The sequence below is a fragment of the Tropicimonas aquimaris genome (assembly GCF_042676185.1).
GTDB classification, from domain to species: Bacteria; Pseudomonadota; Alphaproteobacteria; order Rhodobacterales; family Rhodobacteraceae; genus Tropicimonas; species Tropicimonas aquimaris.
The window spans coordinates 280,432-303,925 of record NZ_JBHTJT010000008.1; the positions used below are offsets into that span (position 1 = coordinate 280,432).

Annotated in this window: 19 protein-coding genes and 2 pseudogenes; 5 read left to right on the plus strand and 16 right to left on the minus strand. The window is 67.3% G+C overall.

Going from position 1 to position 23,494, the window contains the following annotated elements; translation table 11 throughout:
- Nucleotides 1-54: 54 nt before the first annotated feature.
- The 11 genes and pseudogenes from ACFQ2S_RS07750 to ACFQ2S_RS07800 form a co-directional block, all read right to left on the minus strand.
- Nucleotides 55-717 (minus strand): annotated as a pseudogene (locus ACFQ2S_RS07750) (DUF3604 domain-containing protein); the annotation flags it as partial.
- 25 nt (nucleotides 718-742) lie between these two features.
- Nucleotides 743-922: pseudogene (locus ACFQ2S_RS07755) on the minus strand (DUF3604 domain-containing protein); the annotation flags it as partial.
- Nucleotides 923-1,798: 876 nt separating this feature from the next.
- Nucleotides 1,799-2,212, minus strand: a complete 414-nt coding sequence (locus ACFQ2S_RS07760) for a DUF3830 family protein (protein WP_089232190.1) — start codon at nucleotides 2,210-2,212, stop codon at nucleotides 1,799-1,801.
- A gap of 13 nt (nucleotides 2,213-2,225) precedes the next feature.
- Nucleotides 2,226-5,051, minus strand: a complete 2,826-nt coding sequence (locus ACFQ2S_RS07765) for an FAD-dependent oxidoreductase (protein WP_386073885.1) — start codon at nucleotides 5,049-5,051, stop codon at nucleotides 2,226-2,228.
- A 5-nt stretch (nucleotides 5,052-5,056) separates the two neighbouring features.
- On the minus strand, nucleotides 5,057-5,953 hold the full coding sequence (locus ACFQ2S_RS07770; RefSeq protein ID WP_386073886.1) for a dihydrodipicolinate synthase family protein: 897 nt from the start codon (nucleotides 5,951-5,953) through the stop codon (nucleotides 5,057-5,059).
- Nucleotides 5,950-6,972, minus strand: coding sequence for a phosphotriesterase family protein (locus tag ACFQ2S_RS07775; protein ID WP_386073887.1), 1,023 nt, complete (start codon nucleotides 6,970-6,972; stop codon nucleotides 5,950-5,952). The genes ACFQ2S_RS07770 and ACFQ2S_RS07775 overlap by 4 nt, the downstream gene beginning before the upstream one ends.
- A 15-nt stretch (nucleotides 6,973-6,987) precedes the next feature.
- Entirely contained in the window at nucleotides 6,988-7,800 is an 813-nt protein-coding gene (locus tag ACFQ2S_RS07780; protein ID WP_449369413.1) for an amino acid ABC transporter ATP-binding protein, read from the minus strand.
- A 25-nt stretch (nucleotides 7,801-7,825) separates the two neighbouring features.
- The gene (locus tag ACFQ2S_RS07785; RefSeq protein ID WP_386073888.1) at nucleotides 7,826-7,981 is read right to left on the minus strand and encodes a hypothetical protein; all 156 of its coding nucleotides are present in this window, start codon (nucleotides 7,979-7,981) and stop codon (nucleotides 7,826-7,828) included.
- Nucleotides 7,982-8,002: 21 nt separating this feature from the next.
- Nucleotides 8,003-8,554, minus strand: coding sequence for an amino acid ABC transporter permease (locus ACFQ2S_RS07790; protein WP_386073889.1), 552 nt, complete (start codon nucleotides 8,552-8,554; stop codon nucleotides 8,003-8,005).
- Between the two features lie 70 nt (nucleotides 8,555-8,624).
- Nucleotides 8,625-9,470 carry an ABC transporter substrate-binding protein gene (locus ACFQ2S_RS07795; protein ID WP_089232184.1) on the minus strand — a complete coding sequence of 282 codons (846 nt, stop codon included), beginning with the start codon at nucleotides 9,468-9,470 and terminating at the stop codon, nucleotides 8,625-8,627.
- Nucleotides 9,471-9,533: 63 nt separating this feature from the next.
- Nucleotides 9,534-10,829, minus strand: coding sequence for a M20 family metallopeptidase (locus ACFQ2S_RS07800; protein WP_386073890.1), 1,296 nt, complete (start codon nucleotides 10,827-10,829; stop codon nucleotides 9,534-9,536).
- A 197-nt stretch (nucleotides 10,830-11,026) separates the two neighbouring features.
- On the opposite strand from ACFQ2S_RS07800, the gene ACFQ2S_RS07805 reads away from it, so the two are divergent.
- The 5 genes from ACFQ2S_RS07805 (at nucleotide 11,027) to ACFQ2S_RS07825 (ending at nucleotide 16,949) form a co-directional block, all read left to right on the plus strand.
- Nucleotides 11,027-11,725 carry a GntR family transcriptional regulator gene (locus ACFQ2S_RS07805; protein ID WP_386073891.1) on the plus strand — a complete coding sequence of 233 codons (699 nt, stop codon included), beginning with the start codon at nucleotides 11,027-11,029 and terminating at the stop codon, nucleotides 11,723-11,725.
- 394 nt (nucleotides 11,726-12,119) lie between these two features.
- Nucleotides 12,120-13,751, plus strand: coding sequence for a glucan biosynthesis protein (locus ACFQ2S_RS07810; RefSeq protein ID WP_386073892.1), 1,632 nt, complete (start codon nucleotides 12,120-12,122; stop codon nucleotides 13,749-13,751).
- Nucleotides 13,748-13,906: a hypothetical protein gene (locus tag ACFQ2S_RS07815; protein ID WP_386073893.1), complete on the plus strand. Its 159-nt coding sequence runs from the start codon at nucleotides 13,748-13,750 to the stop codon at nucleotides 13,904-13,906. Before ACFQ2S_RS07810 ends, ACFQ2S_RS07815 begins: the two co-directional genes overlap by 4 nt.
- 1 nt (nucleotide 13,907) lies before the next feature.
- Entirely contained in the window at nucleotides 13,908-15,680 is a 1,773-nt protein-coding gene (gene mdoH / locus ACFQ2S_RS07820) for a glucans biosynthesis glucosyltransferase MdoH (RefSeq protein WP_386073894.1), read from the plus strand.
- A 3-nt stretch (nucleotides 15,681-15,683) separates the two neighbouring features.
- Nucleotides 15,684-16,949 carry an OpgC family protein gene (locus ACFQ2S_RS07825; RefSeq protein WP_386073895.1) on the plus strand — a complete coding sequence of 422 codons (1,266 nt, stop codon included), beginning with the start codon at nucleotides 15,684-15,686 and terminating at the stop codon, nucleotides 16,947-16,949.
- A gap of 67 nt (nucleotides 16,950-17,016) precedes the next feature.
- Here ACFQ2S_RS07825 and hpxZ read toward each other — a convergent pair whose 3' ends face one another.
- From hpxZ to ACFQ2S_RS07850, 5 genes are all read right to left on the minus strand, one after another.
- Complete coding sequence (gene hpxZ / locus ACFQ2S_RS07830) at nucleotides 17,017-17,397, minus strand: oxalurate catabolism protein HpxZ (RefSeq protein ID WP_386073896.1); 381 nt, start codon at nucleotides 17,395-17,397, stop codon at nucleotides 17,017-17,019.
- A 2-nt stretch (nucleotides 17,398-17,399) separates the two neighbouring features.
- Nucleotides 17,400-18,653, minus strand: a complete 1,254-nt coding sequence (locus ACFQ2S_RS07835) for an amidohydrolase family protein (protein WP_386073897.1) — start codon at nucleotides 18,651-18,653, stop codon at nucleotides 17,400-17,402.
- Nucleotides 18,650-21,175: a branched-chain amino acid ABC transporter ATP-binding protein/permease gene (locus tag ACFQ2S_RS07840; RefSeq protein ID WP_386073898.1), complete on the minus strand. Its 2,526-nt coding sequence runs from the start codon at nucleotides 21,173-21,175 to the stop codon at nucleotides 18,650-18,652. The genes ACFQ2S_RS07835 and ACFQ2S_RS07840 overlap by 4 nt, the downstream gene beginning before the upstream one ends.
- Nucleotides 21,176-21,179: 4 nt before the next feature.
- Complete coding sequence (locus tag ACFQ2S_RS07845) at nucleotides 21,180-22,055, minus strand: branched-chain amino acid ABC transporter permease (RefSeq protein ID WP_386073899.1); 876 nt, start codon at nucleotides 22,053-22,055, stop codon at nucleotides 21,180-21,182.
- A gap of 96 nt (nucleotides 22,056-22,151) precedes the next feature.
- Nucleotides 22,152-23,324: an ABC transporter substrate-binding protein gene (locus ACFQ2S_RS07850; protein WP_386073900.1), complete on the minus strand. Its 1,173-nt coding sequence runs from the start codon at nucleotides 23,322-23,324 to the stop codon at nucleotides 22,152-22,154.
- Between the last annotated feature and the right edge of the window lie 170 nt (nucleotides 23,325-23,494).

The following is a 23,494-nucleotide window of genomic DNA, read 5'->3' on the forward strand; positions in this document are numbered from 1 at the left end:
AGATGCGCCTTGATGCGTGACCGTTTGGTGCGTCTTGCACGGAGGCGCCTTCTGTCAGACTTGGCATAGAGCCGCGGCACAGAGCGCGCGCCGCGGCTCCGGCCGCTTCATTCGGCCGAATGCATGTCCCAGATCGGCAAAACAGGCGCGTTCGTCGATCATCTTGGGCACCTCGTCGGACATGGCTATGCCGAACCGCTTGATCTCGCAGACCGTCCAGCGCGGCGTGGGGATCTCGATCGCCGGGGTGTCGCAGAAGGCGGGCTACTCGTAGTCCAAATCCGGATCCTCCCAGACGCCGATCAGGTCCGGGGCGCCGAATGTGTTGGTCCAGGTGGCGTTGGCGATGTCCACCGTATTGCCGGTCTCGAGGAGCTTGCCGCCCATTGGGACGCCGTTGGAATGTCCAGATCGGCCGGAAGGCGGCGGCTGGGCGTATCGGCATGGATGAATATGCCGCTCCGCGAAGACCCGGACCAGCGCCCAAGAGGCGAAGGTCGCGAATGTATCCTTTTGCATCTTGGCGTCAAATCTCGCGGCCGGCGTGTTCTCGCGCGGCCAGACCGCCTCGCGCCCGCCAGTGCCCGGCTCCGGCGCGCCGCTGGAGTGCATGCCGTAGAAGCTGTCCCCCTGAGCAGTCGCCATGCCGATGTGCGCATCGGTGGCGCCGACCATGCCGACCTTCAACGGGTTCACCTCGAGACCCTTCTCGATCTGAAAGCCACGCCTCCGCCCGGGCGTATTCCCCGGCGAGCATCTCGGCGTCCTTGGCCCTGGTGCCGTTCAGGTTCGCCGCATCCTGGCTGTCGAAAGCGGCGAACGCGTCATTGTAGCCGGGGAACGGGAGTGCCTCGTCGTCGCCCATGATCCAGGTCACCTCGTAGAGCGGTTCGAACTGGGCGCGCAGCGAGGCGATCTCCATTCCTAAGCAGCAGAGACACGCTGCGCGATCGAAGAACGCGGTAAGGTTCCGATCAATTCAGATCGTGCGCAATTCAGCCGCTGTGCGGATTTCCGACGTCGCCAGCAAGTCATCCGGGAGGGGGGGGATGAAGCCGTGGTGCGCCTGCCAATGTCTGCGAGGGGCAGTTCTCCGAACAGGTCCGATAGCTTCCGGACACCTGTCCAGTCTGGTCCGGTCCTGAGACGCTGGCGCCCGGGTAACGGACATTCGGCCATTACCGGCCCGCAAGAGCGTCCGCAGCATGCGGTCCACACGTATCGTCCGCAAATGCACATGCCGCGGTTGGCCCATTACTACCCGGAATGGCCTGTAAATGGTTCGCCGGAATGTCCTCTCCGTCTCTGCGCAGTCATCCACGGTCGGAGGCTGGTCGGAATGTGCGTCCATGAAGGAGCATGCGCGCCAGGTAATGCGCACATGGCCGCGCTGGTGGGCCGGGCAGACGAGGTGGGTGGTGGCTCGGGTGATCTGGTGGGCCAGGTATCGCAGCCGTACTTGCTCCACGCCCCGCGCCTGCAAGCCGTTATCGTGTAGGCCGCGGTTGGAGAGGCGCAGCGCCGTGAGCTCAAGACCGATGCGCGATGGTTTACGGAATCTGCTCTGCCCGTTCTTCGCTTGGTCGATCGTCAGGTCGAAGGGAGAGGCCGAATCCGTCAGGCCAGGTGATGCTCATGCCTGCGGCCATGTGGCAGCGAGGCCGGTAGGGCAGGAAGCGAGGGCGTTTGCACGCGCCTCCGGGACGCGGGGCGCCCCGGAGCGGGGATGTGTCTGGGTCTGCCGCCCATCGGAGGGGCAGGCAAAGCCGAGGGTGTCCGGCGCCGCGATGCCGGACGCTCAGGCCAACTCGAAACGGATCTCCTTGGCCCCTTCCCACAGCACCAGGTTGCCGAGCTTCATGAGGTTCTCGTGGCCGCTGGTGATCGTGATGAAGTGGTTGCCGGCAAGCTGGCCCATCTTGGACGAGAAATCCACACCGCCGTAGGCCAGCAGGATCTCGGTCTCGGAGATGCCGCCGGGGTAGAGGATGAAATGGCCCGGCGCGGGGTGCGAGGTGTGGTTCTCGTAGGTGACGCCGAAATCATGGTCGCCGAGCGGAATCCAGACGCCCTCGCCACTCCAGCGGACGTGGACGATCTGGCTGGTGTAGGGGAGGGTCTTGCGGAAGGCCTCGCAGGTCTTGGGCGCGGCCTCCTCCTCGAGCACGGCGTCGAACTCGTAGGGGCCGGCATGGATCTTCAGCTTGGTCATGGTTTGCCTTTCTTCAGGATTGGAAGCGTTCGAAGGAGAATGCCGCGAGATCTTGCCGGAGCTGCCCGGAAAGCGCGGCGGCCGCGGCTTCGCGCCCCATGAAGGGGCCGAGCGTGTAGCCGTTGGCGGTGGCGGCGACGGTGATGCCGGGGTGGCCGGGCAGGGCGCCGATCAGCGGCGCACCGTCGATGTCGATGTTCATCGCGGCCCAGCTGCGCAGCACCCGCAGGCCACCGACCGAGGGGACCGTCCGGGCGGCGATCCAGAGGTTGCCTTCGAGGCTGGATGGTAGCACGCGGGATTGCCCGGCAGGGCCGGTCTCCGCAGTCCAGGCGCCGCCGATCAGGATCGTACCGGCCCGGGTCTGTTTCATGGTCAGGTGACGGTCCACATGGGCGACGAGGCAGGGCAGGATCGGCGCGGTGCGCTCGGTGACCACCATTTGCAGAGGCGCGCCCTTTAGCGGGATCTCCGCACCCAGCATGCGGCCGATCTGCGACGACCAGCCCCCGGACGCGATCAGGATGCGCGGCGCGCGGATGGTCCCGCGCGGCGTCTGGACTGCGTAGCCCGTTCCATCTCGCGCAATCGCGGTGACGGGGGCCTGTTCCTCGAACACTGCGCCGCGTGCGCGGGCCTCGGCGATCAGCGCCAGCGAGGCGGCGAGCGGGTTGATCTTGCCCTCGCCGGGGCACCAGGCGGCAGCGACCATCCGGTCGGAAATCTCCGGCGCGATCTGTCGCAGCCGGTCTGCGCCGATGATCTCGGTCCGGATGCCGACCCGCGCTTCGGCCTCGGCCTTGCGTTCGAGGAACGGGATCTGCGCCTCGGTCTCGGCCACCATCAGGCCGCCGGTCGTCGCCATCTCGAAATCCGCGCCGAGGCTCTGTTGCAGGTCGGCCCAGAGCGCGATGGATTCCTGCTGAAGGGGCAGGGTGCGCAGTTGCAGATCCCCGCCGCCCACGGCCTTCTGGCCGAAGTCCCAGGACAGCAGCTGCAGATGCAGGCTGCCGGCGTTACCGCCCGACGCTTCTGCGTTCAGCCATCCGCGCTCCAGCACCGTGACCCGCGCGCCTGCGCGGGCGGCAAAAAGCGCGGCGGAGATGCCGGTGATGCCGCCGCCGATCACCAAGAGGTCGGCTGTCTCCTGTGCCAGGTGGGCCTCGGGCGGCGTGCCGGGGCGCGCGGCCGGGGCGCTTTCCCTGTGGCCGCCCCATTCCGGCTTCTCGATGCCGAGGGCGGAGACGGGCACCGGCTTGGCGGGGACCTGCGGGGCGAAGAGCCGTTCGGGGCCGGTCGGCTGCCCGGCCTCTGCCAGCAGCCGCTGCGCGGCGGGCAGGCAGTACCGCCCCTGGCAGCGGCCCATGCCCATCCGGGTCGCCCGCTTGAGCGCACCGGGGTCGCAGGCGCCGTCGCGCATCGCGGCCCGCAGCCGCCCCGCATCGACCGCCTCGCAGCGGCAGATCATGGTCGTGTCCGGGCAGGGCGCACGGCGGGGGGCGTCGAAGAGCGTCCAGAGCGCGGCCTGGAAGCGCTGCGCCCGGTGTAGCCGCGCGGCGCTGGCCGGCGGCGTTTCCAGCCCGAGGTGGCGCGCGATGGCGGCGGCCGCCAGCGCGCCCTGGGCCTCCGCGGCGGGCGCGCCCCCCATGCCGCCCGCATCGCCGGCGATCCAGAGACCGGGGACCGAGGTGGCCCCGTCCGACGTTCGTGTCGGGACGGGCAGCCCATTGCGTGGATCTGGTGAGAGGTCGGCCCCCAGCAGGCGCGCCAGGTCGAGCTGCGGAGCAAGGCCTTCGCCGATGCAGACCGTCCCGGCCGCGATCAAGCGGGCCTCTCCGCCGGTGACGGGCGCGACAAGCGCCCCTGCCTCCGTGATCTCCGTCACCTCCCAGCCCGTCAGAACGGGCACGCCAGCACGGACCATCCCGAGCCTTTGCTGCACCCCCTTCAGGATCAATTCGGGCGAGGCCATCCCGGCCCTCAGAAGCGCGCCGGGGCCGCGAAGCCGGGCCCGTTCGACCAGGGCCGCGACCTTGCCGCCGAGTTGCAGGATCTCGTCCGCAAGTTGCCAGCCGAGGGGGCCGTTCCCGGCGATCAGCACAGGGGCCGGCGGCAGCACGCCGTAGCGCCGGACCAGCGTCTGCGCGCCGCCGATGCTGAGGACGTTGGACCGCGTCCACCCCGGCACCATCGGCGGCAGTTCGTATGCGCCGGTCGCCAGCAAAACGATGCGCGCGGTGATCTCGAGGCCAGCGGTCTCCCCGTGACTGCGCAGGATGAACTGTTCGCCCGCGCGGGCATGCCAGACGATCTGTCCCTGCGCGACTGGTACACCTGCGGCCTCGATGGCCGCGCGCAGGGCGGTGCCGGCGCGGTGTTGTGCGCCGGGGGGCGTGTCGGCGCGAAACCCCTCGGTGCGGGGCTTGTAGAACTGTCCGCCCGTGGCGTCGCGCTCGTCGAGCACCTGCACGCGCAAGCCCGCCTGCACCAGGGCCAGCGCGGCGCGCAGGCCGGCCGGCCCGGCGCCGACGATCACGCAGTCCACCGTCAGGGACGCCGGCGGGGTCGCCTCTCCGGCCCATCGGCCGGGCAGGGTGGTGAGGTCGTCCTGCTGGTGGACGTCCATGCCCGGTTCGACCTTGGTCATGCAGGCCAGCCGGCCCACCTGACCATCCACCTGGACGGCGCAGTCCTGGCAGACCCCCATGCCACAGAACATCGCGCGATCCTGACCGGCGCAACCCGAGCCGAGCTTGCGGATCCCCGCCGCGGTCAACGCGGCCGCGATGCTGTCGCCGGGGCGGGCCTCCAGCGGCGCGCCATTCCAGGTGAAGCGCATGAAGCTCAGGCCTCGACGGTTTCCAGCAGGCCCACCGCCTTCAGCGCAGCGAGCAGCTCCGGCATGTCCGCCTCGGGCAGAGGCAGGCGCGGGGACCGCGGATCGCCAGTTGGCAGTCCCATCAGCTCCAGCGCCTTCTTCGTGGCGGAGACGTAGCGATGCCCGCCGACCAGCCGGATCACCGGCAGGATCCGCGCATAGATCTCGCGCGCGGCATCGTAATCCTGCGCGTCGGCCGTCAGGGTGAAGAGCCGAGCGCATTCCCGCGGCAGGATGTTGGAGCCGACCGCGACCCAGCCCTGCGCGCCGTTCACGAAGCTCTCGAACCCCATGATCCCGCCAAAGACGCACATCCGGTCACCACACAGGTCGATGATGTCGCGCACCCGCGTCACGTCCATCGTGCTTTCCTTGATGTAGTCGACGCCCTTGAGCGTGGAGAGCCGCGCCACGATGGGCGGGGTCAGGTCGACATTGGCCGTGGCCGGGTTGTTGTAGAGCATGATCGGCAGGTCCGTCGCTTCGCTGATGCGGGCATAGTGACGATAGAGCTCATCCTCGGTCGGGGTCGAGTAGAAGGGCGGGATGATCATCACCCCGTCGGCGCCGACCGCCTCCGCCATGCGGCAGTTCTCGATCACGTCCTCGGTGCGCTCTGCACCGGCGCCGATCAGCACGGGAACGCGGCCGGCCACCGTATCGACGACGCAGCGGGCCACCGCCTCGCGTTCATTCACCGTCAGCGACAGGAACTCGCCCGTCGAACCCAGCGGTATCAGCCCGTGGATCCCTTCAGTCACCTGCCAGTCCGTGTAGCGTGCCATCCGGGCAGGGTCGAAAGCGCCCGCGTCGTCATAGGCGGTGACCATCACGGAAAATGTACCGCGGAAGCCTGTCTTCATTGCGGGGTCTCCTTCAAGTTCAGCAATCTGAGTGGGGTATCGCGTAGCAGCGCGTCGATCAGGGGCGGCCGGAAATCCAGCCGCAGCATGAGCGCACGGACGTTGCGCAGGATGTGTCCGTATCCGTGCCCGCCGCATTGGCGCAGGCGGGTCTTGGTGCAGATGTCATGGGAGATGGTGATCTGCGCGCCAAATCCCTGCCGGTCGAGCTCCCGGATCAGGCGAAGGCGGCCGAGATCGGTCGGAAGCTCCACCGCGTCGGTCATCCAGTAATGCGATTGCTCGATGCCGAAGAAATCCCATTCCACCACGCAGCCGCGCTCCAGCAGCGGAAGGATGCCATGGCCATCGGAATGGGTGCGGTCCATGTGGCAGAGGATCACCCGGGAGAGGTCCGCGCCGCTGGCTGCGAGGATGTCGAGGATCCGGGCGCAGGCCGTTTCGTGCCGGCCGGGGTGCAAGCTGATGGCGGCTCCGCTGCGCTGCTGCGCCTCGGCCGCGGCCTCCAGCGCGCGGGTCTCGAAATCGGTCAACGGCCATGAGCAGCCGATCTCGCCGATCAGCCCGGCGCGGATCTCCGTGCCGTCGAGCCCCTCCGTCACCTCCTGCGTGAAGCGATGGGCCAGCGCCTCCGCGCTCAGCGCGCGCGTTGCGCTGTCCACGAAGGCCTCGACATAGGTTCCGGCACAGGCAACTACATGCACGCCGCTGGCGCGGGAGGCGCGGGCCAGCCCATCGGCGTCACGGGCTAGGCCGAAAACGCTCTGGTCCACCAGCAGACTGCCGCCATCGGCGGCATAGAGCGCCAGTTCGCGCGCTGCCACGTCGGCGTCCGTCTGGTGTGCATTGGCCGGGGTCTCGTTGGACCGGTAATCCACCTGCCAGCGATCCTCGAGAGCGATCCCGGCGTCGCGATCGCCGTCGACCTGCGGCGGCACGATGTCGAACAGCAGGTGTTCGTGCATGAGCGCTGGCCCGACCGTGTCTGCCGACACGTCGCCAAGTACCGTCCGGATCACGACGCCGCCCTCTCGTTAAAGGATCTTCGACAGGAAGAGCCGGGTGTGCTCGCTCTGAGGATTGGTGAAGAAATCCTCGGGCGGGGCCTCCTCGACGATCACGCCGTCTGCCATCATCAGCACCCGGTCGGCGGCGGCGCGGGCAAACCCCATCTCGTGGGTCACGACGATCATGGTCATGCCCTGGCGGCTCAGGTCGATCATCACGTCGAGGACCTCCGAGATCATCTCGGGATCGAGCGCCGAGGTCGGCTCGTCGAACAGCATGACCTGCGGGCGCATCGCCAAAGCGCGGGCGATGGCAACGCGCTGCTGCTGGCCGCCGGAGAGCTGGCTGGGATAGGCGTCGGCCTTCTCGGGCAGCCCGACCCGCTGCAACAGATCCCGGGCATGGGTCTCGGCCTTCGCGGGATCCTCACCCATGATCTTGACCGGACCGAGCGTGATGTTGCGCAGCACGTTCAGGTGCGGGAAGAGGTTGACGGACTGGAACACCATGCCCATGTTGCGCCGCTGCCGGGCGACGCGCCGGTCGCTCAGCTCGGTCTTCTTGCCCAGGACGTCCTGACGGTATCCCATCAGCTCGCCGCAGGCGTGGATGGTGCCGCCCTCGATGGTTTCCAGGTGATCGATGCAACGTAGCAGGGTCGACTTGCCGGAGCCGGACCGGCCGGCGATCACCACAACTTCGCCCTGCCGCACCGTCAGGCTGACGTTCCGCAGGACGTGGTTGGAGCCGAAGCGCTTCTCGACGTTGCGGATATCGACGATGGGCGGCCCGAGCTCGCGCGGCTTGGCCGGCGCGTCGGGGACCACGTCTGTTTCCATGCGGGTCATGTCATCGTCTCCCATGTCAGACCTGGGCCGCCTGGCCACTCAGGACCGGATCGGACTTCTTTTCGTTCGGATCGGAGACGGGACCGAAGGGCTTGTCGTAATGCGCCTCGAGCTGCTTCTGGATCAGGCCCCAGACCGTGGTCATCAGCAGGTACCAGCAAGCCGCGCACATGTAGGCCTCCAGCACCTTGAACTAGAGTTGCGCGAGCTGCTGGGTCCGGCGGAACAGTTCTTCCATCGAAATGACCGAGGCAAGCGAGGTCGTCTTGATCATCAGGTTGAACTGGTTGCCCAGCGGCGGGATGATGATCCGCGTGGCCTGCGGGATGATGACGTAGCGCATCCGCTGAAACCAGGTCATGCCGAGCGCGCGGCTCGCATCCTCCTGACCCCGGTTCACCGACAGCACGCCCGAGCGCACGATCTCGGCGAAATAGGCGGCCTCATGCAGCGACAGCGCGACGATGGCGCTCTCGACTACGCCGAGACGGATCCCGACCTTGGGCAGCACGGTGTAGATGATGACCATCTGGACCAGCAGCGGCGTGCCGCGCCACACCCAGATGTAGGCGTTCGCGGTCTGCCGGAGGATCCAGGTCTTCGACATCTTCATGAAGGCAACGACGACGCCGAGCGAACAGCCCAGCACCATGGCGACGATCGACAGCCAGATCGTGGTCCAGACCCCGTGCAGCATGTAATCGCTGAACAGGAAACGCATGAAATGGTCCCAGCTCCAGGACATGAGAACCCCCCTTCAGGGTATGGGGTGGCGCGCCCGCGCCACCCGCGTTTCGATCGGTTGTCCGAAACGATCAGTCGCCGGTGTAGAAATAGGTGAACTCTCCCGGCCAGCGGTCCCAGACGTCGATCTTGGTGGTGCCGTAGGCTTCCATCATCGCATCGTAGGTGCCGTCCGCCTTCATCGCGTTCAGCGCATCGGCCACGGCCTGCGCCAGGTCCGGCTCGTCGAAGGCGAAGGCGCCGGGGGTGCCGGGATAGAGGCCGGTCGCGGCCTTGGTGAACTGGCCCTTCTCCTGGTAGTAGGAGCCGATCGCGTCACCGGCGAAGACCGCATCGATCTGGCCGCCGCCGAGCGCGAGGAAGGTCTCGCCGTAGGTGTTGAAGGCGCGAATATCCATCGGCTCCAGCCCCTCGGCCACCTGGGCGTCGTTGATCTCGTTCAGCTTCTTCTCCTCGAAGCCCGCGATCTCGACGCCGACGGCATGGCCGGCCAGGTCCTTGGGCTCGCTCACGCCCAGCGGGTTGCCGGCGGCGGAGATCAGCGCCAGCGCGTTGACCGAGTAGGGCACCAGCTGCATGAAGCCCGCGCGCTCGTCGGTGAAGTAGAGGCCGGTGTTGATCATGTCCCAGCGGTCGGCGTCGAGGCCGGGGATCTGAACGGCGAAGTCGACGTTCTGGTAGACCGGCTCGAGGCACAGGCGCTTGGCGATCTCGTCGCCCATCTCGCGGTGCAGGCCGGCGATGTTGCCGTCGGCGTCGATGTACTGCTTGGGCGGGATGGTGGCGTTGATCGACATGACCAGCTTGCCTTCTTCCACCACTGGCAGGCCGGTCGGACAGTCCTGTGCAACGGCGGCGCCGCCGGTCATGGTCAGAAGGACGGTCGCAGCCATCCGGGTCGCTTTGGTATTCATCATTGTGAAGGTCCTCTGTTGAAGTGAAGCGGGGCCGCTTGACCGGCCTTTCTGTTGTGTTTCGGATCAGGGTTTGCCGGCGCCGCCGCACCAGCCGGTGACGACGCGGGTGGTCACGTCGACCATGCGGAGGAAGTCGGCCACATCGACCCACTCGTCGCGTTTCTCGTTCTGGCTGAGATCGCCGCAGAGGCAGCCAAAGGCGACGCAGGGGATGCCGGCCTCGACCGGCGGATTGCGAATGTCGCTCGATGTGTGCATGGCGTTGACGTAGGGCTGCTCGCCGGTGACCTCGCGGACGGAGCGCGCCGTCACCTGGAAGAGCGGGTGTTCCTCGGGGACATGGGCGCCGGTGACGCCGGTGAGCCAGTCGATCCTGGGCGGGTGCGCCCTGAGCCAGCCATCGGCCTCGGAGGCGCGGGCGACGGCGGCCTCGACCTCGGCCTGCACTTCCGCCAGCGTCTCGCCTGGCGGGAAGGAGAGGGCTCCCCCCATCACGCATTCATCGGCGATGCGGGCGAGCTTGGTCATCTGGCCGCACTGGATGCGGGAGATGTGGAGGTTGGTGGCCCGTCCGACCCGCGCCTCGATCTGCGGCTGACGGATGCGTCTGGCGCGATCCTCGGCCAGGGCCATCAACGCGCCGTGGATCAGGATGGCCTTGTCCACCGGGTTGGCGGCAAGGTGGGAGAACGCGGTCTGGCCGGGTTCGGTGGTGTCGGGTGCCTGGCCGGTGACCGTGATGCGGAACTCGAGCTGGCCGGATGCCAGCGCCTTTATCTCGCGCATGCCGACCCCGGATTCCGCAGGGTGAAGATAGAGTGCCGCGTCAGCGGTCAGCCCGTCGTGGAGCAGGGCGGCGACGCCGCGGGCATAGCGCTTGGAGGGCGTCGAGGCAAAGACCGCGCGGCCCATCGGCCGGCCGCTCGCGGCCGCGGCCTCGATCGCCAGGACGGCAGCGGCGCACCCCGCAAGGTCGTCCGCAACGCCCCAGCCATAGAGCCGGCCACCGTCAATTTCCCCGGCAAAGGCGTCGTGGGTCCATTGATCGGCATCGGTGACGGGTTCACCGTCCGGGTGGGCAAAGATCAGCAGGCTCGGCAGGTCGTCCCGGCCTTCCAGCGTGCCGACCACCGCGCTGCGCTGCTCGGGGTTGCGGGAGGAATCGGCGGCGAATTCTCCCTTCACCGGGACGCTCGCCGGGTCATAGTGATGGCGGCTCACCTTGCACCCCGCCTGCGCCAGTCGTGCGCCGATCACCTGCTGAACCGCTTCCTCGCCGCGCGGCTGTGCGGCGATCATCTCGCGCAGGAAGGTGATGGCGCTCTGGCTGTCGGCCTCGGGGGCGGCGGTGTCGCTCATGACTGATCCTTTGCAGTTCCGTGTTCCGACGGTATACAATAGATATCGGACCGTACACCGAAAGAGCGCAATAGATTTTGATTTGTATCCATGGAATAAGAGGGGCCAGGGATGAGAAGCGTGCTCAAAACGATGAAATTGTCATCGCGGAACCGGCGCTGTGCCTGCCGTGACGACATTGTTGGAAAGTTGACGACATGACGAAGCAGACGCCCGCGCTCGACACCGCTCCCGAATCCGCAAAAGCCACCATCGCTCCTGCCTTCCCGAGGCGCGGCACGCTGTCAGAGCAGGCTTATGACGCGATTTCGGAGATGATCGAGCGGCGGGAGCTCGCCACGGGGAGCCTGATCGTCGAGCAGCAATTGGCGGACCAGCTGGGCATTTCCCGAACCCCGCTTCGGCAGGCGCTCCAGAGGCTGGAAGCGGAGGGCGTGCTGGTGAAGTCGGCCAACCGCTCCTTTCAGGTGCGCAAGGTCGAGCTGCGCGAGTATTTGCAGAGCCTGAAGGTGCGGGAGCTTCTGGAAAGCGAGGCGGCGGCGCTCTGCGTCGATCGCGTGGATCGGGAGGCTATCTCGGCGGCGCGGGCCAACCTGCAGGCGGTGGAGACGCGCCGGCCCTATGACATGCTGGCGCACTGGCGCTCGGACGACGAGGTGCACGGGCTGGTCATCGAGAATTGCGGCAACAAGGTCATGGCGGAGCTGATCCACGGGCTGCGCGCCAGTACCAAGATGTTCGAGATCGACCGTCTCTACGAGCGGCTGGAGCCGGATTCGCGCCAGCACGCCGAGATCCTGGACGCGCTGGAGGCGCGGGATGCCAAGGCGGCGCGCAAGGCGGTGGCGAATCATATCCGCTCGCTGTTCCAGTTCGCCATCGAAACCATCGCCTGAAAGGGCCGAGTCCGACCTCGCAGGCGCAGCGCCGAGGGTTCGGAACGCCCGCGAATCGGGCGTGCGGGGCGGAGCCCGGTGATTGCACGCATCGGCTTGGCTGGTGGGTGATGAAGATGCCCGGAGGAGGGGTGATGGGCAGCACGTTTCAAGGTCTCCTTTGCTAATTCAATACATTCAGTCAAGGCATTGTATTTAATTCATAATTCTTGAGATCACGGCGTCTCTCCAACTTTTCGGGGAACCACTTCGAACTTTCGGAGTTGACAAAAAAACGCCTGCAGCCAAACGGGTTGCGGCGGATTTCTGCCGATGGCTTGACCCTATGGCAGATTTCCAATTCTGCAGCGCGGCATGGCGCATTACCTACCCGCGATCGACGATGGAGAGTCCTTTGATCAAGAACGAGATTTCCTTCCCCGGGAAAACGGTCGGCCTGGACCGCCGTACCTTTCTGGGAAGGCTCCTCGGAACCGCCGCGCTCGGCTCGCTGGTCGGCGGGGCTCCGGCTTTTGCCCAGCAGGCTGACGCGCCCGCCGCCGAAGGCGTGCCTGTTGCGACGCCGGCGGACGTGCCGTTCTCTTTCGACACTCTGACCGAGATGATGCGCGCCGAGAGCCGCGAGGCGCCGGTCGAGGTGGAAAAGATCGGTAACTTCCTCGCCGAGCTGGATTACGACGAGTTCCAACGCATCCGGTTCGACCCGGAGCGGACCCGCTGGGCGGACAATCCCGATTTCCACATGAACGCGTTCCACCTCGGGTGGCTCTTCAAGGAGCCCGTGCATGTGTATGAAATCATTGACGGTAAGGCCCGTCCGATGTCGTTCTCCACGGCCGATTTCATCTATTCCGACCTGAAGACCGACGTTCCCGCGGATTTCGAGATGTCGGGCGTCGCGGGCATTCGCCTGATGACCCCGCTCAACCGGGCAGACAAGTTCGACGAGCTCGTGTCCTTCCTCGGTGCTAGCTATTTTCGGGCCCTTGGGCGCGGCAGCGTCTACGGGCTCAGCGCGCGCGGGCTCGCCGTCAACACGGGGCTGCCGGAGGGCGAGGAATTTCCACGGTTCTCCGACATCTGGCTCGAGCGCCCCGCCAACGGAACCGGTAGCGTGACGCTCTACGCGGCGCTGCGCAGCGCCTCGGTGACCGGCGCCTATCGCTTTGTCATCCGCCCAGGCGAGACGACGGAGATGGACGTGACCGCGCGGCTCTTCCTGCGCAAGGACATCCGCCAGCTGGGCATCGCGCCGCTGACCTCGATGTATCTTTTCGGCGGTGCCGACCCCGGCGCCTTCGACGATTTCCGCCCCGCGGTGCACGACAGCGAGGCGCTGGTCCTGAACACGGCTTCGGGAGAGACCTTCTATCGCCCGCTGAACAACCCGCCGCAGCTCGCCAGCTCCTTCCTCGGCGCGCAGAGCCCGGCCTCCTTCGGTCTGGTCCAACGCGACCGGGCGTTTGAGACCTATCTCGATGCGGAGGCGCATTACGACCAGCGGCCCTCCGTCATCGTGAAGCCGCTCAACGACTGGGGGCAGGGCAGCGTGAGCCTGCTGGAAATCCCGTCGGACCTCGAGGTGAACGATAACATCGTTGCGATGTGGGTACCCAGCCGCGAGACCAAGGCCGGCGAGGAGCTGGAGTTCTCCTACAGGTTGTATTGGGGGCTGGCGCCCGAGGGGAACGGATCTCCAGATCTTGCCCGGGTTTTGCGCACGCGAGTCGGAAAAGGCGGCGTTTCGGGGGTGGATGGCCCCTCCGATCGGCGGAAATTCGTCGTCGACTTCGCCGGCGGCACCCTGGCGGAACTTTCTGGTGAGGCAAAAGTTGCTCCGAATGTCAGTATCCAGAATGGCGAGGTCGTCGAGACCGTCCTGTCCCGAATCGAGGACACAGGCTCGTGGCGACTGGTCATCGAAGCGCGCGCCGCTGATGGCGCTGTCGTGGAGATGAAGGCCTCCCTTGAAGGATACGGACACGCGTTGAGCGAAACCTGGTTGTACCAATGGGTAAACAAATGAACGACACACAGTCCGTGAGAGACACCAAGGCGCCGGAGCTCGATTGCCTGCCTCCGGAAGCGCCGCTGGCGATGCCGCCACAGGTGCTGGCGCCCCGCAGTTCGAGCCGTCTGGCGATGCTGATGCGGCTGGTCTTCGGCTGGCAGTCGGCCTGACATGCGCAAACCGATCCCTGCGTCCGGCAAGACCCGTTCCGCGCGCCTGATCGCCCTGATCGGCGCGATATCAATGGCGCTGGTCGCCGCTGTCCTGATGGCCGACGTCGCGGCACAGGACAGCGTTGGCGTCTTCGACTGGTTTCGCATCGTCCTGATCTTTGCAACCACCGCCTGGCTCGGCTGGGGGGTGATGCTTGCGTTGACCGGGCTTGCGCCATGGCGGGCCCGGCCCGTGCCGGCCCTTCAGGGTGCGCAGCCGCTGGCCGTCGTGCTGGTTCCGATCTGCAACGAGGATCCGGTTCTGACCTTTGCGCGGGTCGCTGCCATCGACCATTCGATCGCCGCGGCCGGCGTGTCGCTGGATATCGCCATTCTCTCCGACACCCGCGACCCCGAGGCGAATGCGCGCGAACGCGAGGCCTTCGAGCGGCTGCGGCGTGAAGTGAGCGGGCAGGGACGGGTGTTCTACCGTGTCCGAGAGGACGGGCGTGGCCGCAAGGCGGGCAATGTCGAGGACTTTATTCGCCGCTCAGGCGGCGCCTATGAATATGCGGTGATCCTCGACGCCGACAGCCTGATGAGCGGTGCGGCGATCCGGGACATGATCGCCCGGATGGAGGCCGATCCGGACCTCGGACTGCTGCAGACCTTGCCCCGCATCGTCGGTGCGCGCTCCTTCTTCGGGCGGATGATGCAATTCTCGGCGGCCTTCCACGGCCCGGTCTTCACCCGCGGCCTTGCCCGTATGCAGGGCGCGACGGGCCCCTTCTGGGGGCATAACGCGATCGTCCGCGTCCGCGCCTTCGCCGAGAGCTGCGGCCTTCCGGCGCTTGCCGGGAAACCGCCCTTCGGCGGGCATATCCTGAGCCACGATTACGTCGAGGCCGCGCTGCTGGCGCGGGCCGGGTGGCGAGTCGAGGTCGATCCCGCGATCGCCGGCTCCTACGAGGAAGGGCCGGAGAACGTGCTCTCTCACGCCCGGCGCGACCGCCGCTGGTGCCAGGGCAACCTGCAGCATATCCGACTGCTTCTCGCGCCCGGTCTCGCGGGCTGGAGCCGTTTCGTGTTCCTGCAGGGGATCGTCGCCTACCTGGTCTCGCTCCTCTGGGCCGGTTTCCTGCTCAGCTCGCTGGCCGCTGCCGCGCTGGCGCCGCCGCCAGACTATTTCCCCGAGCCGTACCAGCTGTTTCCGGTCTTCCCGAGCGACCTGACACAAGAGATCCTGGCGCTGGTCCTGGGGATCGTGGGCCTGCTGATCCTGCCGAAATTCGCCGTCTGGGCGGAGGCCGTGCTGACCGGCCGGGCCGAGGCCTATGGCGGGCCGAAACGGGCGCTCGCCTCGGTGGTGACCGAGATCGCGCTGACCTCGCTGCTGGCGCCGGTCCTTCTGGCCTACCAGACCCGGGCGGTGCTGCAGGTGCTCGCCGGGCAGGACGGCGGCTGGCCGGCCAATGCGCGCGGAGAGGGCATCCTGCATCTGGGCCAGACCCTGCGCGCCTGCCTCTGGGTCGTGGTCTGGGGCGCACTGGCCTATGTCGCCGTTCTCCAGATCGCTCCCGAACAGGCGCCCTGGCTGCTGCCGGTCTGCCTGCCGATGATGCTGGCGCCTGTGCTGGTGGCCTGGACCTCCCGGCCGCTGACCCACTCCGTCTTCTCGGTGCCGGAAGAGGCCGAGGTGCCGGCGGTGGTCATCGCGTTCCGCGAGATAGCCGCCCGGTGGCTGACGATGGCCTCCCCGGAGGACACCGCGTCGGGCAAGCAGGCGGCCTAAATCGTGTCGACCCGTTCTAACGCAATGCCCGCTTCCGCAGGGCAGGGCATACCTGCGCCCCGGCGTTGGCGTGACACCCGGATTGACGCGTTTCGCGGGGTGGCGCTGGTGATGATCTTCATCAACCACATGCCCGGCAATCCGTACGAAAAATACACGATCGGCAACTGGGGTTTCTCGGACGCAGCCGAAGGTTTCTTCATCATGTCGGGCATCGCCGCCGGTGTCGCCTATGCCAAGGGGCTCGAGGTCACCCAGCGGGTGCGCGCAGGCCTCTGGCCCGGCGTCGCCCCGATCTGGCGGCGAGCATGGACGCTCTACCTGGTGCACCTGTTCCTGACGGTTTGCGTCATCGCGATCTTCGGCATCGCGGCGGCGGCCTACGGGATGCCGGATCTGCTGCAGATGCACAACCTCGGCGCCGTCTTCGAGCGGCCGGAAGACGTGCTCTACGCGATTCCGTTGCTTGGCCATCAGATCGGCTATGTGAACATCCTGCCGGTCTATTGCGTGCTGCTGCTCTTCACCCCGGCCGCGATCCTGATGGGATTGCGCCGCCCGATGCTTCTGCTAGGGGTCTCGGTGGCGCTGTGGTTCGGCGCGGGCTGGTGGCAGGTAAGCTTTGCGAACTTCCCCGAAGGCGGGGTCTGGTTTTTCAACCCGCTGTCCTGGCAGCTGATCTTCGTGATCGGCCTGTTGATCGGAATGCGTCTCCGGCGAGGCGCGCGACTGGTGCCACGCTCCCGCTGGCTGTTCGGCCTCGCTTCGGCCTTCCTGCTCTTCGTGATTGCATGGAAATACCAGCCGGATCTTCGCGCATTCATGAACCACCAGTTGTGGCGGCTCTGGGAGGCCGGCGCGCCGTTCCATGTCGTTTCGCACGAGAAGAGCTACCTTGCCCTGCCACGGCTGCTCCACAGCCTCGCGCTCGTCTATGTGCTGTCTTGCATGCCCGTCGTCGTACGGTTCTCCGAGTCGCGCGCTGCCGCGCCGCTACGGCTGATGGGGCAGCACGGGCTGGTCGTTTTTGCGGCCGGCACGCTGATCTCCCTCGGCTTCCAGACCCTGATCCACGGATTCGGCCAGACGCCCTGGCTGGGCTGGATACTCCCGCCGGCCGGCCTCGCAATGCTGCTCGCCACGGCCTGCGTGGCACAGGGGCGCCGTCAGCAGGACGGCGGACTGCTGCCTTCCCGGATGCCGCCGCTGTCGCCCTTCGCTCGGCGCGAAACGGGTGGATTTGCCGAGGCGGGCGCGCTGGACCGTTAGCAAGGGCGGGCGCCGCGCCTTCCGGAGGGGGCGAGGCAGGGGCCGGCCGCAACTCCCGTTCAGCCGTTTAGCCCTCCATCCACGAGACATGCGCCGCCACGATCCGCCAACCTTCGGGCAGACGGACCCAGCTGTGGCTCTGGCGGCCGATCCGCGCCACGCCGTCGCGGGTGAACTCGGTGTTGGCCGTCGCGAAGTCGCGTCCGAAGGTGGTGATGACGGTGCGCGTCAGCGTCCGGTCGAGGCCCTTGGAAGGTCGCGCTTTCCGGAAGGCGAGAATCTCGTCCTGACCGTAGAGGTTCTCCGTTGCGCCATAGCGGATGACATGCGGGCTCGACCAGAAGAGCGCGTCGAGCGTCTCCACTGCGTTGCCCGTGAGCGCGGTCTCGTAGCGATGGAACGCCTCGGTCACTTCGGCCAGAACATCCGGCAGGTTGATCTCGGCCATCGTCACACCGCCAGCGCCGCCGGGCGCGCCACGCCGGGGCGCAGCAGGCGGGGCAGAGGCGCCTCGAAACTCGGCTTGCCGCGCTTGACGCCCCAGATCGGCCGTCCGATCTCGGCCACAGCATCAGCACGGCTGGCGCAGGGCAGGGCGACCAGGTCGGCGATCCCGCCTTCGCGGATCACAGGGTCGCGCCCCAGAAGCCGGAACGGCTCTTCGCTGACCATCGCAAAGCAACGGGCCAGCGCCTCCGGGCTGCCGAGTTGGGCCACGTTGGCAAAGAGGTTCGCCATGCGCGGCAGGGAGCAGTCGCCGTAGGGCGTGAAGGGGTTCAGCACGTTGTTGGTGGCGACGGTGCAGCACAGCCCCGCCTCGTGGAACCTGTGGGCCGGGGCCACGCCGCGCGGCACGCCGTGGTCGTGATCGCGGCCGGTCATGAAGAGGTCGGTCGCGGGCAGCACCGTCAGGGCGATCCCGGCATCGCGCATCAGGGCGATCGTATCGGTCAGGGGACCGGGGGACAGCATCGAGAGCTTGGTGACATGACCGATGGCGACGCGGCCCTGCATGCCGTGGGCAATGGTCTCGCGCGCGACCCAGTCGAGGTGCCGCCAGCTCGTGTCGAGGTCGAAATCGAGGTGGAAGTCGAGATCGACATCATAGTCCCGCGCCATCGCGAAAAGCGCCCTGATATGCCCCTCGGGATCGCTGTCGGTATAGGGGCAGCCGCCCAGAAGGTCTGCGCCCTCGTCCAGAGCCCGGCGCAGAAGCGCCTCAGTTCCGGGGTAGTTCAGCAGGCCCTCCTGCGGGAACACACAGATCTGCAGGTCCACGCCCCAGGCGTAATCCGCCTTGAGCTGGCGCACGGCCTCGAACCCCGCGAGGCCGACACCCGGGTCGATCTCGACCTGCGTCCGGATGAGCGTCGTGCCTTGGCCGATGGCCTTTTCCAGCACGCGGGCGCCGCGGGCATGGACATCCGCGGTCGTGAAGTCGCGTTTGGCGGCGCTGACCGCTTCGATGGCGCCCTTTAGCGTGCCCGAAGGGTTCGACGTGCGGTCGAGGAGGCAAGCCTTGTCGAGATGCAGGTGGCTGTCGGCGAAGCCGGCGATCACCAGCCCGCCGCCTGCATCAAGCGCGCGGGCGTCGGTCGCGATGCGCGGTGCGATGGTCTCGATCCGCCCGTTCCTGATGCCCAGGTCCTGCGGAACGCCGCCGTCCTCCAGCAGGGCGTTGCGGATCACGAGGTCCAGCGTCATGCGACGTCTTCCTTCAACAGGGGGGCTTCGGCCTCCGCCGTCCCGCCGCCGAGATAGGCCGCGATCAGCGCGTCGTCGCCCTGCAGCTCCTCGGCCGTGCCCTCGGCCACCACGCGGCCCTGTTCGAGCACATAGGCGCGGTCGGCCACCGCCAGCGCCAGGGTCGCCATCTGGTCGACGAGCAGGATGGTGATGCCGTCGTCGCGGAGCTCGGCCAGAATGGCGTAAAGCTCCTCGATCATGGCCGGCGCAAGGCCGAGGGAGGGTTCGTCGAGCAGCAGCAGTCGAGGCTTGGCCATGAGGCCGCGCGCGATCGCCATCATCTGCTGCTCGCCACCGGACAGCAATCCGGCGGGGGTGTTCATCCGCTCGCGCAGACGCGGGAAACGCGTGAGGATCGCTTCGAGCTCGGTGGGGTCCGGGCGCTCCTTGCGCTTGTAGGCCCCGAGTTCGATGTTCTGTGCGACCGTCAGGTCGGGAAAGACCTGACGCCCCTCGGGCACCAGCACGAGGCCGCGTTCGACGATCTGGTGGGCGGGCCTGCCCTCGATGTTCCGGTCTTCCAGGATGATCTCGCCGGCGCTCGGGGCCATCAGGCCCGACAGCGTCTTGAGAAAGGTCGACTTGCCCGCGCCGTTCGCGCCGAGAAGCGCCACCAGCTCCCCCTGTCCGACCCGCAGGTCGACTTCCTGCAGCACGTCCGCCGCGCCGTAGCCGGCGCAGAGCTTGCGGGTGATGAGGCGCTCCATCGCGCCCGGCACGTAGTCCAGCTCCCGCGGCGGGGCATCGAGCGTACCTTCGCCGAGATAGGCGGCGATGACCTTTTCGTTGCTGCGGATGGCCTCGGGGGTGTCGAAGGCGATGGGCTGGCCCGCATCCATGGCAAAGATCCGGTCCGAGATGCCCATGACCATCTCCATGTCGTGCTCGACCAGAACCACGGCGATCCCGCAATCGGCCAGCTTGCGCAGCAGCCCTGACAGCGCGCGCTTGTCCGCGTGCATGAGGCCCGCGGCCGGTTCGTCGAGCAGCAGGACATGCGGGCGCATGGCGAGCGCGCGGGCGATCTCGACCAGCCTGCGGTCCACGTGGGGCAGGTCGTTCGCCGGGGTTGCGGGATCGCCTTCGTATTCCACGAGCGCCAGCAGACCGCGCGCGAGGGCGCGGCGTTCCGGGGTTGCCAGCGACGAGAAGGGCGCCCCGCCGCGACCGCGAGGCAGGCCCGCGATCACGTTCTCCTCGGCGCTGAGCGCTCCGAAGAGCCGCGTCGCCTGGTAGGTGCGCGCCACGCCGAGCCGGGCGGTGGCGTGCATCGACCAGCCGGCGACGTTGTGGCCTGCGGTCTCGATGCGGCCGGTTTCCGGCACGTAGAAGCCGGAGACCATGTTCAGCAGCGTCGTCTTGCCTGCTCCGTTCGGCCCGATGACGGCGGTGACCTCGCCGGGCGCGGCATCGAAGGTCGCCCCGTCCACGGCCTTGAGCCCGCCGAAGGTGATGCCGAGGCCCTCGACCTTGAGCCCGCCCCTGGTTTCGGGGCGGATGAAGTCGAGCACCGTCTCTAGCGGGGCGGCCGGCGTTGTGTCGGTGGCGCGCGGCAGGAAGGCCGCGACGGTGCCGACCACGCCGCGCGGCGCGAGCAGGAGAACGGCGATCAGAAGCGCGCCGAAGAAAAGCAGCCGGTATTCGGCCAGCCCCGACAGCATCTCCGGCAGGAAGACCACGATGGCCGCGCCGACGAGCGGGCCGAGCACCGTGCCCGCGCCGCCGAGGATCACCGCGAAGAGGAACAGGATCGATTGCGACAGCATGAAGTTCGAGGGCGCGATGAACTGCATCAGCGTGGCAAAGAGCCCGCCTGCCAGTCCCGCCGTCCCGGCGGCGATGGCAAAGGCGGTGAGCTTGGTGATGAAGGGGTCGAAGCCGAGGGAGCCCGCCGCGACCTCCTGGTCGCGCAGGGCGGCCATCGCCATGCCCCATCCGCTGTCGGATAGCGCGCGGTAGGCCAGAAGTGTTGCGCCCGCGAGGACAATGGACAGGATCACCAGTTCACGTTCGCCGAAGGAAAGCCCGAAGAGCCCCGGCATGTCGAAACCCATCAGGCCGTTCTGGCCGCCGGTGAGGCTGCGCCACTCGATGGCGACATGCTCGACGATGAAGGCGAAGGCGATGGTGACCATGGCGAGGAACGGCCCGGCCATCCGCACCGCCGGCACGGCGAGCAGCGCGCCGACGCCCGCGGAGAGCGCGGTCGCTAGCGGCAGGGCCAGCCAGAAGCTCAGCCCCGCCTGCATCAGGATCGCATAGGCATAGGCCCCGATGGCGAAGAACCCGACCTGGCCGAGCGAGACGAGGCCGGTGAGGCCGTAGAGCGCGTTGAGACCCACGCAGAGGATCGTCCAGATTGCCACGAGGCCGATCACGAATTGCGTGTAGCCTCCGATCACGCCGAGCGACAGGATCGCCGCCGCGGTGAGCGCGAGGATGGTCAGGTCGAGCGGACGCGGGCGGAAAAACGATCTCATCGGTTCACACCTTCCGCAGGGCCGCCTTGCCGAAGAGCCCGTTAGGCTTCACGGCAAGCACCGCGATCAGCAGCGCGAAGGTGAGGATGTAGGTGTGGGACGAGCCGAGATAGGTCGTCACGAATGCCTCGACGAGCCCGTAGAGGAACCCCGCAAGCATCACGCCCGAGGCCGAGGTCATGCCGCCCAGGATCGCGACGGCGAAGGCCTTGATCCCGAAGAGCGTGCCCATGTCTGAATGCACCGAGAAGAGCGGCGCCATCAGCAGGCCCGCGGCGCCCGCGAGCATCGCCGAGAGCGCGAAGGAGCCCGAGATCATCAGCGAGGTGTTGATCCCCATCAGCCGCGCGGCATCGGGGTTTTGCACCACCGCCAGCAGCGCGCGGCCCTGCCGGGTGCGGCGGAAGAGAAGCTGGAGCGCCACGGCGACGCCGATTGCGACGGCCGGTATGAGGAGCTGTTGCGGGTAGACGCCGGTTCCGAGAATCTGCCAGCTCGACTCGACGAGAGGCGATGGCAGGCTGCGGGGCTCGTTGCCGAAGGTGAAGAGCACGGTGTTGTCGAGCAGGATGCCGCCCGCGACGGTGGCCATGAGCCAGGCCTCGGAGCCGCGCGCCGCGAAGGGACGGACCAGGCAGAACTCCACGACCAGGCCCATGCAGGCACAGCCCAGAAGCGCGAGCGGGTAGGCCAGGATGACTGGCAACCCGGCGCGCTCGGTCAGGACAAAGCCCAGCACCGCGCCCAGCATGACCATTGAGCCCTGGGCGAAATTCACCCGGGAGCAGACCGAATGGGTGATCTGAAATCCAAGTGCGATCAGGCCGTACATCGCGCCAAGGCCGATGCCGGTCACGAGGGCGGTCACGAATAGGGTCATTGGGGGCTCCGGGTCCTGGCCTTGAAGAAGGAACGGTCCCGGCGCGCGACCGGGACGGGGGCGGCAACCCTCGGGAGGAAGGCTGCCGCGCCTGGGTCAGTCGGCGAGCGGGACGATCTCGCCCTCGACGAAGTTGGCGAAAATGTAATCCTGCGGGCCGAGCGCGTCCTGATCCTCCGGCGTGAAGGGCATGTCGTAGGTCTTGATGACCCCCTCGACGCCGGAGATCTCGTACATCGCCTGGCGGATCGCCGGACCCTCTGTGGAGCCGGCCTTCTCGATCGCGGCGGCCAGAAGCAGCGTCGCGTCATAGGCGTTGGCGATACCGGTGGCCGGGGTCACGTCGGCGAGGCTCTCGATCTCGGGGAACCGCTCCTGCAGCTTCATGAAGAGCGGATGCGCGGGATCGGTGAAGAGGAAGGTCTGGATGAAGTGCACCTTCTCGCCCGAGGGCCCCGCAAGCTCGGTGAAACGGCCGCCGGAGGGGCCCCAGTGCGAGGCGACCGGCACGTCCCAGCCCATCCGGTCGAGCGACTTCACGACTTGCGCCGAGGGCGCCACGTTGGCCACGAGGAAAAGGCCGTCGGCCCCGTTTTCCTTCAGCCGCGTGAGCTGCGGAACGACATCGACATCGTTGGATTCGAACTTCTCGATTCCGGCGTGCTCCATGCCGCGCTTCTCCAGCGCAATCATCAGGCCTTTTTCGTTCGACTCGCCCCACGGGTTGTTGATGAGGATCATGCCGGGCTTCTTGGAGCCGTACTTGGTGACGAGGTATTCGGTGATCGCCTCGTCGACGAACTCGTCCACTGCCGAGACGCGGAAGACGTAGTTCTCCTCGGCCCCGTTCTTGGTGATCGGCGTGCCCGCGGCCCAGGGGCCGACGAAAGGCACCTTGGCGTCGTTCGCGAAGGGCACGATGGCGAGCGATACCGGCGTGTCGAGGCCGCCGATCATGGCGGCGACGCCTTCGCGCTGCACCAGTTCGCGCGCGGCAATCAGGCCCTTGCCCGGGTTGCTCTCGTCGTCGCGGCTGACGAGCTCGAGCGGCCGGCCCAGCACGCCGCCTTCCGAATTGATCTTGTCGAGCGCGAGCGTGATCCCGCGGGTGATCGCCTCGCCGGACTTCGCGGATTGACCGCTGAGCGCGGCCACGAGGCCGATCTTGATCGGGTCATCCTGCGCGGCGGCGGGCAGGGCGGAACCCAGGGTCAGTGCGGCCGCACCTGCAAGCAGCAGGCGGCGCGTGAGGGGAAGGCAGATAGGCATCATATGTCTCCGTGAGCACAACAGCGGGTGCCATCAGGGGCGTGCCGGGGCTTCGGGGTGTCAAACGCGCAGGGGCAAACGGGCTGCATTTCCGCAAGCCATACAGCGCCTGCACAGAGATGAGGCAGATTGCATGCAATTTTTGTATTTAATTTTCGCATGCAGATTAC

What these genes read in the sequence shown, in the direction of transcription:
- ACFQ2S_RS07760 (WP_089232190.1), bottom strand. Translation starts at nt 2,212, where the DNA reads ATGACCAAGCTGAAGATCCATGCCGGCCCCTACGAGTTCGACGCCGTG.
- ACFQ2S_RS07765 (WP_386073885.1), bottom strand. Translation starts at nt 5,051, where the DNA reads ATGCGCTTCACCTGGAATGGCGCGCCGCTGGAGGCCCGCCCCGGCGAC.
- ACFQ2S_RS07770 (WP_386073886.1), bottom strand. Translation starts at nt 5,953, where the DNA reads ATGAAGACAGGCTTCCGCGGTACATTTTCCGTGATGGTCACCGCCTAT.
- ACFQ2S_RS07780 (WP_449369413.1), bottom strand. Translation starts at nt 7,800, where the DNA reads ATGGAAACAGACGTGGTCCCCGACGCGCCGGCCAAGCCGCGCGAGCTC.
- ACFQ2S_RS07785 (WP_386073888.1), bottom strand. Translation starts at nt 7,981, where the DNA reads ATGTGCGCGGCTTGCTGGTACCTGCTGATGACCACGGTCTGGGGCCTG.
- ACFQ2S_RS07790 (WP_386073889.1), bottom strand. Translation starts at nt 8,554, where the DNA reads ATGTCCTGGAGCTGGGACCATTTCATGCGTTTCCTGTTCAGCGATTAC.
- ACFQ2S_RS07795 (WP_089232184.1), bottom strand. Translation starts at nt 9,470, where the DNA reads ATGATGAATACCAAAGCGACCCGGATGGCTGCGACCGTCCTTCTGACC.
- ACFQ2S_RS07800 (WP_386073890.1), bottom strand. Translation starts at nt 10,829, where the DNA reads ATGAGCGACACCGCCGCCCCCGAGGCCGACAGCCAGAGCGCCATCACC.
- ACFQ2S_RS07805 (WP_386073891.1), top strand. Translation starts at nt 11,027, where the DNA reads ATGACGAAGCAGACGCCCGCGCTCGACACCGCTCCCGAATCCGCAAAA.
- ACFQ2S_RS07815 (WP_386073893.1), top strand. Translation starts at nt 13,748, where the DNA reads ATGAACGACACACAGTCCGTGAGAGACACCAAGGCGCCGGAGCTCGAT.
- mdoH (WP_386073894.1), top strand. Translation starts at nt 13,908, where the DNA reads ATGCGCAAACCGATCCCTGCGTCCGGCAAGACCCGTTCCGCGCGCCTG.
- hpxZ (WP_386073896.1), bottom strand. Translation starts at nt 17,397, where the DNA reads ATGGCCGAGATCAACCTGCCGGATGTTCTGGCCGAAGTGACCGAGGCG.
- ACFQ2S_RS07835 (WP_386073897.1), bottom strand. Translation starts at nt 18,653, where the DNA reads ATGACGCTGGACCTCGTGATCCGCAACGCCCTGCTGGAGGACGGCGGC.
- ACFQ2S_RS07840 (WP_386073898.1), bottom strand. Translation starts at nt 21,175, where the DNA reads ATGAGATCGTTTTTCCGCCCGCGTCCGCTCGACCTGACCATCCTCGCG.
- ACFQ2S_RS07845 (WP_386073899.1), bottom strand. Translation starts at nt 22,055, where the DNA reads ATGACCCTATTCGTGACCGCCCTCGTGACCGGCATCGGCCTTGGCGCG.
- ACFQ2S_RS07850 (WP_386073900.1), bottom strand. Translation starts at nt 23,324, where the DNA reads ATGCCTATCTGCCTTCCCCTCACGCGCCGCCTGCTGCTTGCAGGTGCG.